Source organism: Enterobacter cloacae complex sp. 2022EL-00788 (genome assembly GCF_026627565.1).
Classification (GTDB): Bacteria; Pseudomonadota; Gammaproteobacteria; order Enterobacterales; family Enterobacteriaceae; genus Enterobacter; species Enterobacter pasteurii.
On record NZ_JAPNMC010000016.1, the window covers coordinates 53,513 to 70,561 of the forward strand.

At 59.0% G+C, this 17,049-nt stretch carries 13 protein-coding genes; 8 read left to right on the top strand and 5 right to left on the bottom strand.

Annotated features, from left to right (window positions below):
• The first annotated feature begins 10 nt into the window (after positions 1 to 10).
• Positions 11 to 1,186, top strand: coding sequence for a cupin (locus OWK27_RS20475; RefSeq protein WP_267591099.1), 1,176 nt, complete (start codon positions 11 to 13; stop codon positions 1,184 to 1,186).
• 90 nt (positions 1,187 to 1,276) lie between these two features.
• Here the strand turns inward: OWK27_RS20475 and OWK27_RS20480 are convergent, their stop codons facing one another.
• From OWK27_RS20480 to opgC, 5 genes are read right to left on the bottom strand one after another with little or no spacing between them, the layout of a single operon-like run.
• A complete protein-coding gene (locus OWK27_RS20480) occupies positions 1,277 to 1,696 on the bottom strand; it encodes an ATP-binding protein (protein ID WP_267591100.1) in 420 nt (139 codons plus the stop codon).
• Between the two features lie 7 nt (positions 1,697 to 1,703).
• On the bottom strand, positions 1,704 to 2,042 hold the full coding sequence (locus OWK27_RS20485) for an STAS domain-containing protein (protein ID WP_148421458.1): 339 nt from the start codon (positions 2,040 to 2,042) through the stop codon (positions 1,704 to 1,706).
• Positions 2,032 to 3,246, bottom strand: a complete 1,215-nt coding sequence (locus OWK27_RS20490; protein ID WP_267591101.1) for a PP2C family protein-serine/threonine phosphatase — start codon at positions 3,244 to 3,246, stop codon at positions 2,032 to 2,034. Before OWK27_RS20490 ends, OWK27_RS20485 begins: the two co-directional genes overlap by 11 nt.
• 8 nt (positions 3,247 to 3,254) lie before the next feature.
• Entirely contained in the window at positions 3,255 to 4,154 is a 900-nt protein-coding gene (locus OWK27_RS20495) for a hypothetical protein (RefSeq protein ID WP_267591102.1), read from the bottom strand.
• A gap of 10 nt (positions 4,155 to 4,164) precedes the next feature.
• Positions 4,165 to 5,382, bottom strand: coding sequence for an OpgC domain-containing protein (gene opgC / locus OWK27_RS20500; RefSeq protein ID WP_267591103.1), 1,218 nt, complete (start codon positions 5,380 to 5,382; stop codon positions 4,165 to 4,167).
• A 285-nt stretch (positions 5,383 to 5,667) separates the two neighbouring features.
• Here opgC and OWK27_RS20505 point away from each other — a divergent pair, with 285 nt between their 5' ends.
• From OWK27_RS20505 to OWK27_RS20535, 7 genes are read left to right on the top strand one after another with little or no spacing between them, the layout of a single operon-like run.
• Positions 5,668 to 7,482: a glycosyltransferase gene (locus OWK27_RS20505; protein ID WP_148421449.1), complete on the top strand. Its 1,815-nt coding sequence runs from the start codon at positions 5,668 to 5,670 to the stop codon at positions 7,480 to 7,482.
• A complete protein-coding gene (locus OWK27_RS20510) occupies positions 7,479 to 8,810 on the top strand; it encodes a DUF3131 domain-containing protein (RefSeq protein ID WP_148421447.1) in 1,332 nt (443 codons plus the stop codon). Before OWK27_RS20505 ends, OWK27_RS20510 begins: the two co-directional genes overlap by 4 nt.
• Positions 8,807 to 10,354, top strand: a complete 1,548-nt coding sequence (locus tag OWK27_RS20515; protein ID WP_267591104.1) for a DUF3131 domain-containing protein — start codon at positions 8,807 to 8,809, stop codon at positions 10,352 to 10,354. The genes OWK27_RS20510 and OWK27_RS20515 overlap by 4 nt, the downstream gene beginning before the upstream one ends.
• On the top strand, positions 10,339 to 11,733 hold the full coding sequence (locus OWK27_RS20520; RefSeq protein ID WP_267591105.1) for a DUF3131 domain-containing protein: 1,395 nt from the start codon (positions 10,339 to 10,341) through the stop codon (positions 11,731 to 11,733). Before OWK27_RS20515 ends, OWK27_RS20520 begins: the two co-directional genes overlap by 16 nt.
• Positions 11,730 to 12,164, top strand: a complete 435-nt coding sequence (locus tag OWK27_RS20525) for a globin (RefSeq protein ID WP_176609685.1) — start codon at positions 11,730 to 11,732, stop codon at positions 12,162 to 12,164. The genes OWK27_RS20520 and OWK27_RS20525 overlap by 4 nt, the downstream gene beginning before the upstream one ends.
• A gap of 2 nt (positions 12,165 to 12,166) precedes the next feature.
• Positions 12,167 to 14,842, top strand: coding sequence for a hybrid sensor histidine kinase/response regulator (locus tag OWK27_RS20530; RefSeq protein WP_267591106.1), 2,676 nt, complete (start codon positions 12,167 to 12,169; stop codon positions 14,840 to 14,842).
• The gene (locus OWK27_RS20535; protein WP_267591107.1) at positions 14,832 to 17,033 is read left to right on the top strand and encodes a glycoside hydrolase family 2 protein; all 2,202 of its coding nucleotides are present in this window, start codon (positions 14,832 to 14,834) and stop codon (positions 17,031 to 17,033) included. Before OWK27_RS20530 ends, OWK27_RS20535 begins: the two co-directional genes overlap by 11 nt.
• Positions 17,034 to 17,049: the final 16 nt, after the last annotated feature.

Consider the following 17,049-nt stretch of genomic DNA (forward strand, 5'->3'; position numbering starts at 1 on the left):
AGGAGAAAAGATGAAAACCATTACGCTTACCCAGAGCCAGGCGAGAAGCCGGTTAATTGCCCCCGAGGATATGGTTTCCTGCAACCTTGCGTTTATTGATTGCAGGCTGCCCGGTTCGCACCTCAAGCAGAACTATTCGTTCATCGGCCCCGGCGTCACGCAGTCCAGCGAGCAGGTGGTGAATATTCCCGAGCCGCACGGATTTAACATCGGCGCGGCGGCGATGCCGAAAGGGGTGACCAATAACCTGCATCTGCATTTTACGGCGGAAGTATTTTTGATCCACGAAGGGACGTGGCGCTTTCGCTGGGGCGCCAGCGGTGAACATGAAGCGGAATTTAGCGCGCCTGCCATCCTCTCCATCCCGACCTGGATCTTCCGCGGCTTCACCAACGTCAGTAAAGAAGACACCAGCGGAATGGTGTTTACCGTGCTCGGCGGGGACAACACGGGCGGCATCATATGGCACCCTTCAGTGCTCGCGGCCGCCAGCGAGTACGGTATGTATTTGAGCAAAGATAACATGCTGATTGCGCAGGAGGCAGGCGACCCGCCGCCCGAACCCGCCACGCTGCTGACGCCGCTGTCAGCAGACTACGTCGCCGGGCTTCGCGATTACAGCGTTAAGGAGATGCGCCAGCGGGCGGTAACCGGGGAAGACCGCTGCTGGTCAGCGCGCGGGCTGCTGGACTCCGCGCTGCCCGGGCACGGCGGCGAAATCGCGCCGGTCATCGGTTTCGGCATTTCACAGGATCGGAATGCCGCTCCCGCCATCACCAGCCCGCACGGCTTTTCCGTCGAATGGCTGCGCCTTGCCGATAATCACGTTGTGGGCCGACACTTGTGCCCGGATATTCAGGTGATCATGGTCTTTAAAGGCCAGCTGGAGGTGACCTGGAACGAGGCGGGCGAAGAGGTGAGCGTCATCGCCCCGGAGCGCTCGGTGATCTCTGTTCCGGCAAACAGCTGGCGTCGCTATCGCGCGACGGGCAGCGACGCCGAATTTATTCTCACCACCCGCGGTGACCAGCGGAAGCGCCTTTACTGGGACGAGGAGATCCTGCACCAGGCCAGAAAGTATAACCGCTGTCTCGATCCTGATGGCTACGTGGCCGATGCCGACATTCTGCCGGCCACGGCCCGTCGGGCCGGTGCGATACTGGAAAAATGGCAGGCGGATGCCTGACCGGGCCTATGCCCGCAATCACGATAGTGGCGCAGGCCTGGCTGCGCCACCGTGGTTATCCACGCACCGTCCCTTCCCATACGTCAAAAATTATCCGGCCATCCCCTTCTCCAGAACGGTGATATTTCTTCCCGCAACGTTTTCCACCGTGAAATTATCCACATACAACAAAATGAGTTTCAGCCCTCTGCCGCTTTCAGCCAGAAGGCAGGCGTCGAACGACGCGTCGTTACGTGCCGCCTCAAGGCGTTCAGCGGGAAAGGCATCACCGTCGTCGGTAAAACGCAGCGTCGCGCCCGTGGCGGTAGCGATGAACTCCACGGTGAAGCAACGTTTCGGATCCTCGCGTAGCCCATGGCGAATAATGTTGGTTGCCGTTTCACAGGCGGCGAGATCGAACGCAAAGCGCCATTCGTCGCTGACGGGCAGCGGCGCCATCTGATGCGCCAGCCACGCCGCAAGCGGCGAGACCGACGTTAACGTGGCCGGAAGCGAGATGTCGTTAGCCACGGTCAGCTCACCGACCCAGCTGCGCGAGTGCCGCCGCACGATCGGGGCAAATGCGAAATATTCTATCCATCCGGGTCAGGGTAAACATGTTGCGTATGCCGGGGTTCAGGGCGCACAGCATCATTTCACCTTTACCGTTCATCATCTTCAGCAGGGAAACTAGCGCGCCAAGGCCGCTACTGTCGATAAAATCGATTTTGCTGAAATCGACAATCAGGGCTTTACGATCTTCCCCAATCTCCCTGGCAATGGCTTCCTTAAACCCTGCCGCCACCGAGGCGTCCAGCCGGCGCACCGACGGCGTCATAATGTTTACGTCGCTCAGCCGGTCTGTATCAATGTTCATCGTTTACTCCTGTACGCTCAATCACTAATAAGGAAACATCGTCGGCCATGGCCTGTTGTTCACGGCATTCTCCGCTGCGCCAGCGGATAAGATGCTGCGCAAACTGCGGTAAAAGCCGATCCAGCGCGAGCGTGGCGTCATTCTGGAGCCAACGCTGCAAACGAGCCTGACCGAACTGTTCGTTGTCAGGATTTTCACACTCGGTAATGCCATCGCTAAACAGGCAGAGGCGCTCTCCCGCCGCCAGCGAGAAGCTCACGTCCGTCCAGCAGAGATCCGGCATCAATCCTACCGGCGCACCGCCTTCACCGACCGTCCTGACCTCGCCGCCGGGGCTCACAATGAAGGGGGTAGGATGCCCGGCCTGACAGAGCTTACCTTCACCCGTCGCCAGGTCGATAACGCCGTAGATCATAGTGAAATAGCTCACTATCTCGGCCTCTTCGCTGCAAAAGCGACCGTTTAGGATGCGAACCACTTCCGCGGGAGACGCAACATCGCTCTCGCCCGCAAAAAGGAAACGCTCTACCGCCCTGCCGTGCAGAAACTGACGGGCTACGGCAAGAGACATCATCGCCGCCCCCACGCCGTGCCCTGAGACATCAACACAGTAGAATCCCAGATGGTTGTCCAGCGGGAACACATTGAAAATATCGCCCGATACCCAGGCTGACGGCAAAAAAATCCAGTCGGCAAAGTAATCCCGGTAGCGCAGCTGATGCGCAGGCAGAACCGACTGCTGGATGCGCGCCGCCACCTCGAGGTCCTGCTCTATCTGCCTTAAGGCCTCGCTGAGACGGGCGTTGCGCGCAGCGAGAGTGGCTTCCAGAGACAGCACGCGGGCTCCCGCGTGCAGTCTCGCCCGCAGCTCACTCTGCTCAACCGGCTTGCTGAGGAAATCATCCGCACCGGCATCAAACCCCACCGTCAGATCGCCCGGCTCCTCGCGGGCCGTAAGCAAAATTAAGTACACATAATGCCCGAACTGGCGGCGACGGATCTCCCGACACAGCGTCAGGCCATCCATCTCCGGCATCTCCCAGTCGCTAATCACCAGGCTGACGGGCTGGCTTTCAAGGATCTCAAGCGCGGCGACGCCATTCTCCGCCTCGCTGACGGTATACCCCCACTGCGTCAGCATTCGGCTAAGCAGGCGACGATACACCAGTGAATCTTCTACAATCAGGACGTGCTGCGACACCATACGCCCTCCTAAAGCGGTAAGAACCAGATGACGCTGATGGTGCCTTCCCGGAATTTGCCGCTGCCGCTCTGGTGGCCGGGATAACGTGTGCCGGAGTAGTTTGCATACTGAACTGAGAATGAACCTGGCGTATAGCCCGCGTAGCCAAAACTATAGCTGTAGTCACCGTTCCAGGGCTGTTGCTGGCTGCTGTCCGGGAACCAGAACGCCGTGGCGCGCACGAAGAAGTGCTGCTTAAAGGTATAACCACACCCGCTCAGCACCACGTTCTTGTTTTTGCGGATATCGTTGCTGTCTAGATCGTAATAGCGCGGAACCCAGCTGTAGCCCACCTGGCAAATGATGGAGTCGCCCTTGTTGATCAGGAGGGTATTCTCCACGGGCTTCGGCAGGGAAAATTTATACGCCAGGGTCACGGCCCCCTGCTCAAAATAGGTGTGACGACGGGTACCTGACGTCCAGAAGCGGTTATCCCCGTAATTGCTGTAAACCAGGCTCACCGTGTTGGCATGCCAGTCGTCATAGCCAAAGCTGTAGCGAAAATCGGCCGTATAGCGGCTGGTGTCCGTCACCGGCAACCGCGACGTCACGTTCGCAAACCAGTAACTGTAGGGTGAGTACTGCAGGCTGAGATTGAGCGTCTGATTGTATTTTCGTTTCTGCTCTGCGCTGTCGGAACTGTTAGGGATGGTCATCCACTGCTCTTTCAGGCCGGAACTAAAGCTCAGCGCGCCAGAGAAGACGTCCTCATTCCCGGAGAACAGGCGCCCCCACCGGCTGGTAAACACGCCCATCTGCACCGGCTCGTCGTTTTTATCGTGTAGCGCTTGCGCATCGTCCTTCGGCGCCGACTCTGCGCCAGCGGCAACGCACAACAGCGCGCAGGTCAGCAACAATTTATCCCGCATCTGCCCTTCCTTAGTTAGGTATCCAGCGCGCGGCGACGTTATATTTCGCCATCAGCCACAGCACGCCCAGCGTCGCCGCGTGAATGAAGGTGTTCACAACCCAGGCCTGGCGCCACAGATCGAACGTGACGAACTGGCTTACCAGGAACACGACGTAGACGTGCAAAATAAAGGTATAAAGCGAATGCTGGCCCAGCGGGATAAGAAACCAGCCCGCGAGGCGATACAGGGGCTGCCAGCACCAGGTCAGCAGCAGATAGACCGTCACCATCAGGCAGATATCGTTAAGTACCCTGACGGGTCCCAGGCCATTTTTTGCCGCCCAGGTATGGTAAAACGCGTTAAAGTCCTCCGGCGAAAGGCTGTGCATTAGCAGCGCGGGCGGCATAAACGGGTTGGTATGGTTCTGGGCAATAAAGCCAAGAACCAGCGCAATCATCACCAGCGCCACGAGCACCGCCTTACCGGCGGGCGTGCGGGCAAAGGAGATCAACTCCTCTTTGTACCAGCCGCTGCACATTCCCAGCACAAAAATAAACTGCCAGGCGAGCAGCGGAAATGCGAATTCAAACTGAGACGGCGTCACCCGCACCGGCCACACCTGCCAGCAGCCGTAGACGAGCAACGACAGGCCCAGCAGCCAGTAGACGTACCCTCTCTGAAGCATTCCCAAAAACAGCGGGCTTAACAGCAGAAGAAAAATATAGAGACCCAGGATTTGCGTTTGATGAGGGCCAATTTGCAGGTAGAGGACAATGTTAAACCAGGTTTCCTTAATTTGCGGCGTCACCGGATACAGTGACCAGGCTGTACCCGAGTAACGATCGGTAAAATGGGTAACCTCATAGACGTTAATAAACGGCAGATACCCTAACAGCAAAAATGAAAGAATAATGATGATATTTACGCGATATATTTTCCACGCGCGCAGATAAAGCCCCCAGGATATAGTCAACAATACCGCTTTTTGCAATCTGGCGCGGTTTAACATTCCCAGCATAAATCCGGAAAGAATGACAAAACCTTCGGCACCGGTTGTCAGGCCAAACCTTTCCCAGGTAAATATATTAAATATCGACATCACCTCCGTGTGCGCTACCACCATCATCACTAACGCGATACCGCGCATAAAATCAATACGTAAATCACGTTTACCCGACAGAATGTAACGCCAGGTCGTTGTTTTTTCGATATCTTTCTTTATAAGCACAGGCGCAATCTGGCTCATGGGGCGTCGCGTTCTCCATGCTAAAAAGTTTCTTGTATTTTATTTAGATAGCGTAAAGAAATGCATCTGGCAATTTTTGAAAACGCTTACGATATTATTAAGCGTAGTTAACGTTTATTTAAGCATGCGTAAAAGATCGCTTTTTTCACACCTCTGGAATTATTTTTTCCACCATCTACACTTACTTTACTTTTTGTTTTAGCGGACGTTATTTTTTGTTTTTCGCTCCCTGTCGGCAACGGGTCTCTTATTAATCGCTATCGTGGAATCAGGATATCCTTCTCTATGGATTTTTATTTTTCCCGTTTTGAACATCGCCAGCCGCCTGAACCGCTTAAGACACCGCGCTGGGTAATGCTCACATGGCAGGTACTGGCGGTTGCCGCGCTGATTTTAGGCGCTAATTATCTTTACTGGCGCTGGACAGCCTCCTTAAATACCGACGCGCTGTGGTATGCCATTCCGCTGGTGCTGGCTGAAACCCTGGCCTGGATCGGCACCGTGCTTTTCACAATTAACCTGTGGAAAGAAGAGGATCCGCCGCAAACCCCGCCCCCCGCTGAGATCAATGATTGCCTGCGCCCCGAAGACGCGGAAGCAGCGAGACCGATAAAGGTCGATCTCTTTATCGCAACCTATTCGGAAGATGTGGAGCTGGTCAGGCTGTCTATTCGGGACGCCATGAAGATGGATTACCCCTTCCCGCTGGACTACAGGGTGCACGTGCTCGATGACGGCCGACGCCCGGAGATGAAAGCCGTCTGCGATCGGGAAGGCGCCAACTACATCTCCCGGCAGACCAATATTGGCTTCAAGGCCGGCAATTTGCGAAACGGGCTTGAGCAAACCGACGGCGATTTCCTGATCATTTGCGATGCCGATACCCGGGTTTTCCCAACCCTGCTCAGCCACACGCTGGGCTACTTTCGCGACCCTGACGTCGCCTGGGTCCAGACGCCGCAGTGGTTCTTCGACCTGCCGGAGGGGGAAAACCTCGCGCGCTGGCTTGGGCGAAAAGCGGGCAAAACGGGATACGGGCTGGGATGGCTCGCACAGAAGCTTATCGGGCCAGTAACCGTTGGTCGCGATCCCTTTTTTAACGATCCGCGCATGTTTTATGACGTGATCCTGCGCCGGCGAAACTGGGCCAACGCCGCCTTCTGCTGCGGTGCGGCCTCTGTCCACAGGCGCGAAGCGGTAATGCAGGCGGCGCTGCGCAGCTACGTCTGGACGGTTGAAGAAGAGATCGATCGCCACACGCGGGATATACGCGATCCGGTCATGCGCGAAACCCTTCAGGACGCCATGCGCCCTCACGTGGCCTTCGACACAGAACTTACGCCCTATAAGTTTCACGTATCGGAAGATATTTATACCTCCATCCTGCTCCACGGCGATGCGGCCCGCCGCTGGCGCTCGGTAATGCACCCGCGGATCGAATCGAAAATGCTCTCTCCGCAGGACATGCTGACGTGGATGATCCAGCGCTTCAAATACGCTGCGGGTTCACTGGATATTCTGTTCCACGACAATATTTTCAGCCGCCGCCGTTTTAAGCTCTCTTTGCCGCAAACCCTGATGTACGCCACCACCTTCTGGTCCTATCTGGCCTGCGTGTGGAACACTATCTTCCTGATATCGCCCATTATTTACCTGTTTACCGGTATTCCGCCTGTATCAGCGTGGTCTGAACCCTTCTACCTGCATTTTTTGCCCTTTTTTATTGTGTCGGAGCTGGCGTTTATGTTCGGCACCTGGGGAATATCAGCCTGGGATGGCAGAGCATCGTATCTCTCTTTCTTCTCCATGAACCTGCGCGCCCTCGACACGGTCCTGCGCGGAGAGCAAATCAAATTCCACGTCACCCCTAAAGAGCGGCAGACGGGGCGCTTTCTTTATCTGGTAAAACCGCAGATCGCCATCGTCGTGCTCACCCTGGCCGGGCTGATTTGGGGCGGTTTTCAGGTCGCACGCGGGCAGGTTGACGATCCGTCCGGCTACGTCATCAACATCTTCTGGGGCGCAGTTAATATTGCCGCCATGCTGCCGCTGATCTTCGCCGCCATGTGGACCCCGGCGGAAGAGGAGGTGAGCGAATGAGAAAACGCGACGCGCTTTTGTCAGCCCGCAGCTACCTCACTATCCTGCTCGGCTTTCTGCTGGGATTCGCTATTGTCGTCTGGGTTGAAAAACAGATGCCGACACGCGTTGAGAGCAGCGCGGGGATGTCGCTGAGTAACGATTTCCCGCCCTTGCCCGCTCCGCGTGAACTGACATTCGAAGAAGCGATCTGGGCGCGGGTGGCCTGGCAGTATTATGTGAACAACACGCAGCCGAATGGCCTGGCCAACGCGCACGACGGCGAACCCTGGCTCAGCCTGTGGAGCACCGGCAGCTATCTTTTTGCCGTTGCGGCCGCCAGGCAGCTCAACATTCTTACTCCCGACGAATTCGATGAACGCATCGCGGCCGCGCTGGCCGCCCTCGCCAGCCTTCCACTCAATCCCCAGGGGCTGCCCGCCGCCTATTATCATGCCGACACGCTGGAAGCCCTGGGCAAACCGGACGCCTCGGCGATCGGCATGGGCCGCCTGCTAAACGCCCTGCAAACGCTGCTGTGGCGCTATCCTCAGCATGCTGGCGCCGTGCGCAGTCTGCTCGATCGCTGGAAGACAGGCGCCCTGATTGCCAACAGCACCACCAGCCAGGCCGCGGTCCCGCTACACCACTGGGCGCTGGCGACGGACGAGCCGCGAAACAGCTTCGGCTACCGTCTTTATGCAAGCCATACGCTTCGGCTGATCGACAGCGCGGCGGGACTGGCGGTAACGAACCCGCCAGAAGGGCAGCAGATGATCGACATCGACGGAATAATGGTGCCCGACGAAGGGCTGCGCACGCCGTGGGGTCGTCAGCCTTCGCTTATCAGCCTTCCCTATTTATTAACGGGCCTCGAGCTGGGCTTTGATGCTCAGAGCGCAGAAATCACGTGGCGCATTATGCAGATCCAGCAGCGCCGTCATAGCCTGCGGGTCCGCAAGCCCCCGATCAGCACCGATTACGCCGAGCCCGCGCCGGATTACGTCAACGATCTGCCGGATCGCCAGCCGCTGCAAAACAGCGCCCTGCTTGACGCCACGCCGGAGCAAACGGCGATTACCTCGACCCGCACTGCCTTTGCCTGGTACGCCCTGTTCCGCAACGGCTGGAGCGAAGCGCTGCGCCAGCAGGTGCAGAAGCTACAGGTACCGGGCAAGGGCTGGCAGCGCGGGCTTAACCTTAACAGCAGCGTCAACGATATCGTTGACGCCGATACCAATGCCGTCGTCCTCGAAAGCCTGGCGTACATTGCCCACGGTCAGATGCTTTGTCTGGCCTGCCCTGGCCCCGCCACTCCCCCAACCTCTTCAGCAGGAGCGAAGCCATGAAGCTGAAATCAATACTCTTTTTTCCTCTTCTGGCCGGGCTTGTGGCGTGCTGGCTCTCACTCGCTGCGGCACAGGCGGCGACCGGGCTTCCCGCCTCGGACTACCCTCCGCGCAGCGGCGACCTCACGCCCCGGGAGATGACCATTGCCAAAAACGCCTGGCAATATTTCGTGGCTAACTACCAGCCCACTACCGGCCTGGTGAATGCGGTCAATAAATTTCCCTCAACCACCATGTGGGACAGCGCCTCCTATATGGCCGCGATGACGGCCGCAAGGGAGCTGGGCATTATTGATAAAGCTGAATTCGATCGCAGAATGCTGAAATTACTCGCCACCCTGAACAAACTGGATTTGTTCCGCAACGAGCTGCCCAATAAAGCCTATAACACCATCACCGCCCAGAAGGTTAACTACCAGAACAAGCCTGGCGAGATTGGCTTCTCGGCGCTGGACATCGGCAGGATGCTGATCTGGCTGAAGGTCATTAAGGAGCGCTATCCGGAATACGGCAACAGCATTGATAACGTGATGCTGGGGTGGAATTTCACCAACGTTATTAACCCCTGCGGAATGATGTACGGGGCCTACCTGGAAAACGGCCAGCCGAAGTACGTGCAGGAGGGGCGGCTGGGCTACGAAGAGTATGGTGCCGCGGGCTTTGCGCTGTGGGGCTTTGGAACCTGTCAGTCCAGCCAGCCTCAGCCCTACGAGCTGGCGGAGATCTACTGCGTAATGGTGCCCTACGACTCGCGCGATCCGCGCCTTACCAACCAGCATAATTACGTCGTAACCGAATCCTATGTGCTTTACGGCCTGGAATTTGGTTTCGACAAGCCGACGGACAGGGAAAACAGTCCGCGCGACTACTCCCATCCGTGGATGAAAAACTTCGCCGACAGGGTTTATCAGGCTCAGGAGAATCGCTACGCCATCACCGGTATCTTATCCGCTCGCTCTGAGCATCAACTCGATAAGTCCCCCTACTTCGTCTACGACACCGTATTCAGCGACGGCTTCAACTGGAACACCATCACCGATAAGGGGCTATACGTTCCCAACACGGCCGCCGTCTCGCTGAAGGCGGCGCTCGGGATGTGGGTGCTCTGGAACTCGCCCTATACCGACCGCCTGCTGGACGCCATTGAAAACGCCAACGAGGCGGACAAAGGGTACTATGAAGGGCTGTACGAAAACGGCGACGGCCCCATCAAAGAGTTCACCGCCAATAACAACGGCATCATGCTGGAAGCCTTGCTGTTCAAAAAAGAGGGCAAGCTGCTGCAGTTCAACAGCGATAACCCCAAAGACCGCAACTTTGCCCCCTCCCTGTGGGAAAAAAAGCTGGTGGATCTCTTTGAGCCAAATAATGCCTCGCGCAATCGTCCATTCCTGAACGGTACGCCAGCGGTGAAGACCTGGTGTGAACAGACCGGGACTACCCTGCGCGCCAAACCCGCCTGTCAGGCCTGTCAATGCGCCACCTGTAATACGGACGAGCCTGTGAAACTGCCGCCGGTGACCGCACAATGCTTAAGACCTTAGCCCGCTGGCTGGCCGCCGCCGTCCTCATGCTTATTATCGCCTTCGCCCTGTTCGGCCGGGAGGGCGCAGGGTGGCGCTGGCTGACCAAAGGTGGGTGGCACACCACCGCGCGCATCAGCAACCTGACCCCGCAGGAGCGGGAGTGGGCGCGTATCGCCTGGCGCTATTTCGAGAATAACACCCAGCCACAGACGGGGCTGGTTAACGGCAGCGATAAGCAGCCGCGCGTTACGCTGTGGCAAATGGGCGATACGCTAATCGCCCTGCTGGCTGCCCGCGAGCTGGATCTGATCCGGGCGGACGAGTTCGATGCCCGGCTGACGCAGCTGCTCGGAACACTTAATCGCCTGACGCTGACCGAAACCCGCACCCCCGGCAGGCTCTATTCCAGCCGAACGGCCTCGCCCATCGACTTCACGGGAAAACCGGCGCAGCGCGGATGGTCGGCGAAAGATATGGCGAGGCTGATGCTGGCCCTGCGGCTCGCTGCCGAGCGGGCGCCCGAGTATCGCGAATATCTGGATAAAATCATCCTGCGCTGGAACTTCTGTCCGGTGATGGATAAGGACGGGGAGCTGTGGTCTGCGTCGGTGCAGAACGGGCAGCCTGTGGTGCGCGATGAACTGCGGCTGGGTGAAAGCGAATATGCTGCCAGCGCGTTTCGGCTGTGGGGATTTTCATCGGGTAAGGCATTTTCTCCGCCTTCTCAGAACGTCATCCTCTACCAGCGCAGCCTCGCGGTTGACGCGCGCGATCCAAGAACGACCTGGCAGCCGTCGCTGCTCTCTACCCTCCCCGCCATGCTCCCGGGCCTGGAGTTTGGCTGGCAGCCGCCCGGGGTGGCCTCCGATATTCAAAAAACGCTGCGCGCCCGGGCCGAAGGGGTATGGCTCAGCCAGAAAACGCGCTGGGAGCGCGACGGCGTGCTCACCGCCCGCGCTGATTTTTACCTCTCCCGGGCGCCCTGGCGCGTCGAGGACGCCGTCTGGGGGAATGGCTACGCCTGGAATACGTTGGGCGATGACGGTAAAAGCTATCCCCGGCTGGCGCAGGTGACGACGAAAGCGGTCTTTGTGCTCTGGACGCTGTGGGAGACCGAATACACCGACGCCCTGATGGCCGTAACCCGACACCTGAATAACCCGAATCAGGGCTGGTTTGAGGGCCGCGTTGAGGCAACCGGCGACATCAACCCGACGCTCACCCTCTCGACCAACGCCATGGTGCTGGAAGCGCTGCTGTACAAACACAACGCCGGGCCGCTGTTTGAAAACGGCCTTGTGGAAAACGACGGCTATTTTGCCCGCCGCACGTCGGATCCCTTTAACCCGCCCGGCCTCTGCCTGCCTGGTGAACGTGGCGCGAGGGCCGCACCATGAAATTTTATCGCGATCTCTTTGACGCCAGCCTGAACCGCGTCCTGCCGGAGAATGATAAACGGCACTTTTTTGAGGCGTTCTGGGAGACTTTTATCCATATGTCCCCCGAAACGGAGCAGCACTTTGCCGGGGGACAGGGCCGGGATGGCCAGCAGATGATCTTCAAGAGCTTTTTCGCCATGCTTGCCGTTGACGGTGCGCTCTTTGTGCCAGATTTTCTGGAACGCCTTGCGCGGGAGCAGAGCGATGAAGGGCTGCGCCTGCCGCCGCGATTTTTCGGCCTCTGGCGGGAGGCAATGCTCAGGACCGTGCGCGCCTGCGATCCCCTTTGCGATGAGGAGATCCTCACGGCCTGGGCGATGGCGATTGCGCCCGGGCTGGAGTATCTGCGCCGCCAGGCGGAGCTGCACTATCAGGCCAGAGGTGAGTAACCATGCGAGCCACATCCCGTTTCGATCTCAACGCGCTGCCCGTGGGGGTGATGATTTACGATCCCGCCGAGCGTCTGCTGGCCTGGAACGACCAGATAACGCGCTTTTACCCGGTGATCGCCCCCTGGCTGAGCGCCGGCGCCACCCTTGAGAGCCTGGCGGAGAAATTTATTGATGCAGGCTACAACATTGGCCCCACCCGCCGCCGGACCCTGCGGGAAGCGATCGTTCGCAACTGCCGTCAGTTAAGCCATCGCGAGGTGCGCCAGTCGGGAAACCGGCGGCTCTACGTGCAGCATCAGCGTCTTGCCGATGGCGGCATCCTCAGCCTGCATACCGATATTACCGAGCTTGACGACGCCCAGCGCTCGCGCCACCAGCTGCACGATGATTTTTTACTGACCGCAGAGTCTATTCAGATCGGCATCTGGAACTGGCAGGTCTCTCACGACAGCCTGGAGGTTAACGATACGCTGCTGGCGATGGTGGGTCAGTCGCGCACGCAACTGCACTACCCGCTGCGCTTTTTACTTAACCTGGTCCATGAAGAGGATCGCGCCGTCCTGCGCAACGCGATGATTACCTCTAAGCAGGAGCATATGCCGGTATTCGAATGTGAAATTCGCGTGCAGCACGCGACCCAGGGCTGGCGCTGGATGCTGATCTCGGGGCAGGTGGTTACGCTCAGTATGCAGCAGCAGGCCGAACGGGTGATCGGCACTCTGCAGGACATCACTCGCCGCAAGGAGGCCGAGCTGCTGGCCATTGAAGCGGCAAAAGTGGCCCGGGAGGCCAACGAGGCGAAAAGTGCCTTTCTCGCCAACATGAGCCACGAAATTCGCACCCCGATGAACGGTATTCTCGGCATGACTCAGCTCTGTCTGGACACGCAGCTCAATCCCGAGCAGCGGGAATACCTGACGCTGGTAATGAGTTCAGCCCAGTCGCTGCTGCACATCATCAACGACATCCTCGATTTTTCCCGCATTGAGTCGGGCAAGATGACCGTCGATACCGAGCCGCTGGAGATCCGCCCCTTCGTGCAGTCGCTGATCCGCCCGCACATGCCCGCCGCCAGCGAAAAGGGCATCGAGCTGCTGGTCGATATCGCTCCGGCGGTGCCGGACGTGCTGATAGCCGACGGCCCCCGGCTGCGTCAAATCCTCACCAACCTGCTGGGCAACGCCCTTAAGTTCACCCATCAGGGCGAGGTTTTGCTGGCGATAGAGCCTGCGGAAAGCGAAAAAGAGTGGCGGTTTCGCATTCGCGACAGCGGCATTGGCATCCCTGCCGGGAAACAACAGGCCATCTTCGAGGCTTTCAGCCAGGCCGACAGCTCCACTACCCGCCGCTACGGCGGCACCGGCCTGGGGCTGACCATCTCCGCGCGCCTGGTGAAACTGATGGGCGGCGAGCTGACGGTGCAGAGCGAGCCGGGCGCAGGCAGCGAGTTTGCCTTTATCCTGCCCCTGGAGAGCCAGCAGGCCCCGCCAGCCGCGGGCGCGCCCTTAGTACGCTTCAACGGCGAAGCGGTCCTGGTCGTGGACGACAACAGCACGAACCTGCGCCTCCTTGACACCATGCTTCGTCAGATGGGCCTGACGCCGACCTGCGTTGACAACGCCGGGGAGGCCTTAAGCCTGGCCGCAAAAGGGGGGAGCTGGCCGCTGATCCTGCTTGATGCCCAGATGCCGGACATGGACGGCGTGTCGCTGGCCCTTGAGCTTTCCGTTATGCCACAGGCCGAGCAAAGCCACATCATTATGCTCAGCTCCATGAGCCGCCATTTCGACGCCAGCATGCTGAAGCGCATCGGTATCGCCCGCTATCTGCATAAGCCGGTCGCCCAGCGTGAGCTCTGTCAGACCATCGCCAGCGTCCTTGCGCCTGCCCCGCCTGCGTCCCCCGCCGCTGCGCCCGCTCCTGCGCCCGTTACGGCGCAGGCCGGTCTGCATATCCTGCTGGCCGAAGATAACCTGGTGAATCAGAAGGTCGCCAGACGCCTGCTTGAACGGCTCGGCCACCGGTGTGAGGTGGTAAACAATGGCCGCGAGGCCCTTGAACGCTGGCGCGAACAGCCCTGGGACCTGCTGCTTATCGATCTGCAAATGCCGGAAATGGACGGGGAAACCGCCATTCGCCTGATTCGGGAAGCCGCGCGCGCGCAGGGGCGCGACCATCAGCCCGCCATTGCGATGACCGCCCACGCCATGCAGGGCGACAAGGAGCGCTGTCTGGCAATGGGATTCGACGGCTATATTGCCAAGCCGGTAAGTCAGGAGGCGCTTACGGAGGAGATAGCCCGCGTTATCCCCGGCGAAGAAAAGGGGCTACCGGACGAGACGCACCTGTTAAAACAGTGCGCGGACGATCCCGGGCTGGTCAATGAGCTGCTGGCGCTGTTCGGCAGCGGCCTTGACGAGGCGGTGGCGGCCATAGCGTTGAACATTGAGCATGATGATCGCGAGGCCGTGCGGCGGGCCGCTCACAAGCTTCGCGGCGAAGCAGTCACCCTCGGCTTCAGCGCTCTGTCCGACGTGCTTCAGCAGATTGAGGGTAAGGCGCTCTCGCAGACCCAGACCGGGCTGCGCGCTTTACATGGCGATCTTATCGAGGAGGCCAGACGCTCTGCGGCCTGGCTGCGGCGCAGAGCGCAGGAGGTTAAACATGATCCCTAGGCTTCTTCTGCTGCTGGCGTTGAGCCCCCTGCTGGCCCAGGCCAGCCAGCCGATTACCTGGTCACTGGCCGGAACGTGGCGCGTGCATGACGCCAGCCTCAGCACCTTTGACGGCGCCAGTGCGCCTGACCGCGGCTGGCGAGAAATTCGGGTCCCGGCCAACTGGTACAGCGCCGGATACGATCATCAGGGTGCCCTCTGGTATCGGCACGAATTTACCCTGCCCCGGCGCGCGCCCGATACCATGGCTACCCTGGTCTTTGATGGCGTGGACTACTTTGCCGACGTCACGCTCAACGACAGGCTTCTTGCCCGTCACGAGGGATATTTTCAGCGCTTCTCCGTAGACATAAGCGATGCTTTACAGCGACACAACAGGCTCGCCGTGCGGGTGGACAGCCCCTGGGAAGATCCGAAAAAAATCTGGCCGCTGCATAAAACGCTGTTCAAAGGCGTGCTTAACCAGCACGACACTCGCCCGGGCGGGGCCTGGGCAGAGAATGGCCAGGACGCCAACTCCGGTGGGATCTGGGCACCGGTGAAGCTACACCTGAGTCGCGGCGTGACTATCGATCAGGTGATCCTGCGTCCGGACTGGCGCGAGGGGCTGGGAAAACCCGCTCTGCACGCCGAGATCCGCTATCGGGCATTGTCTGCCGGTCCCGTCACCCTGCGCCTGTCAGCGACGCCTGATAATTTCTCCGGCGCTCGCACGGAACGGGCGTTTCCGGTACAGATTGCGAAAACGGACGGTAAGCCGCGCTCCCTCAGCGTCACGCTGCCAGTGAAAGACGCGAAGCTCTGGTGGCCTGTGGGCTATGGCAGGCCAAATCTCTACCGGGTGCGTGCAACCCTGGTGGATGAGCAGGGGGTGATGGATACCGCGGTGACCCGTACCGGCCTGCGCAAGATGGAGGCGCAGCCAGACAACAGGGGCTGGCTGATCAATGACAGGCGCCTGTTTATCAAGGGAAGTAATTACATCGGCTCCCCCTGGCTCAGCACCATGACGCGCAAGAAATATCGCCGCGACTTCAGGCTGGTGCAGGCGATGAACGCCAACGCGATACGCGTTCACGCGCACGTGGCAGGCCGGGCGCTTTACGATGTGGCTGACGAAATGGGGCTGATGATCTGGCAGGATGTCCCCCTGCAATGGGGTTACGATAACAGCGACGCCTTTGCGGACAATGCCGCGCGGCAGACCCGCGAGATGGTCGAACAGTTTGGCAACTCTCCGGCCATTATCGTCTGGGGCGGTCATAACGAGCCGCCGTGGAATTCACCGTGGATGGAAAAACGCTTCCCCGACTGGAACAAAACCCTGAACCAGACGCTGACGAAACGCGTGGGAGACGCGCTTGCGCAAGACACCTCGCGCATTGTGCATCGTTTTTCCGCGGTGGAAGAACACTACTGGGCCGGATGGTACTTTGGCACGATGCGCGATCTCCTTGGCCCCGCCAAAACCGCGATCGTCACGGAATTTGGCGCTCAGGCGCTACCGCGATTCTCAACGCTGAAAACCATCATCCCCGCCCGCCTGATGTGGCCGAAAAGCACCGCCGCCGACGATCCCGGCTGGACGCACTGGAAATACCATAACTTCCAGCCCTTCCAGACCTTCAAATTTGCCAATATTCCGCGGGGCAATACCATTCAGGAGATGATTGCCAACACCCAGCGTTACCAGGCGGAGCTGGTGGCAATGGCGGCGGAGAGCTATCGTCGGCAGCGCTATCAGCCGGTTACCGCCCTCTTCCACTTTATGTTTGTTGAAACCTGGCCCTCCATCAACTGGGGCGTCGTGGATTATCTGCGTAAGCCTAAACCGGGTTACTACGCGCTGCAAAAAGCCTATCAGCCCATTCTGCCGTCGATTGAACCCGTGACGGCGGTGTGGCGTGAGGGAAGCGAAGCCACGGTTCGCCTGTGGGCAATCAATGACACCTGGTCCGCCTGTGAGGCGTGTCGTCTGAAGTGGCAGGTGAAGCAAAATGGTCGGGTGCTGGCTAAAGGCACAACGACCCTTACGCTTCCCCCGGATTCGGGCAGCAGGGTAAAGGAGATCGCCGTCACGCCGGGCAGCAGGCATAACGTTACCATTGAGTATGACATTGCGGATCGAGCCGGTAAAACCGTGGGGAGCAACCTGCGCCTGGAGAAGGTAGAAGGCCCTTCAGCGCAATAAGCTGAACACGCGCTGC

Coding starts and splice junctions, on each gene's coding strand:
- OWK27_RS20475 (WP_267591099.1), top strand. CDS start 11: ATGAAAACCATTACGCTTACCCAGAGCCAGGCGAGAAGCCGGTTAATT.
- OWK27_RS20485 (WP_148421458.1), bottom strand. CDS start 2,042: ATGAACATTGATACAGACCGGCTGAGCGACGTAAACATTATGACGCCG.
- OWK27_RS20490 (WP_267591101.1), bottom strand. CDS start 3,246: ATGGTGTCGCAGCACGTCCTGATTGTAGAAGATTCACTGGTGTATCGT.
- OWK27_RS20495 (WP_267591102.1), bottom strand. CDS start 4,154: ATGCGGGATAAATTGTTGCTGACCTGCGCGCTGTTGTGCGTTGCCGCT.
- opgC (WP_267591103.1), bottom strand. CDS start 5,382: ATGAGCCAGATTGCGCCTGTGCTTATAAAGAAAGATATCGAAAAAACA.
- OWK27_RS20505 (WP_148421449.1), top strand. CDS start 5,668: ATGGATTTTTATTTTTCCCGTTTTGAACATCGCCAGCCGCCTGAACCG.
- OWK27_RS20510 (WP_148421447.1), top strand. CDS start 7,479: ATGAGAAAACGCGACGCGCTTTTGTCAGCCCGCAGCTACCTCACTATC.
- OWK27_RS20515 (WP_267591104.1), top strand. CDS start 8,807: ATGAAGCTGAAATCAATACTCTTTTTTCCTCTTCTGGCCGGGCTTGTG.
- OWK27_RS20520 (WP_267591105.1), top strand. CDS start 10,339: ATGCTTAAGACCTTAGCCCGCTGGCTGGCCGCCGCCGTCCTCATGCTT.
- OWK27_RS20525 (WP_176609685.1), top strand. CDS start 11,730: ATGAAATTTTATCGCGATCTCTTTGACGCCAGCCTGAACCGCGTCCTG.
- OWK27_RS20530 (WP_267591106.1), top strand. CDS start 12,167: ATGCGAGCCACATCCCGTTTCGATCTCAACGCGCTGCCCGTGGGGGTG.
- OWK27_RS20535 (WP_267591107.1), top strand. CDS start 14,832: ATGATCCCTAGGCTTCTTCTGCTGCTGGCGTTGAGCCCCCTGCTGGCC.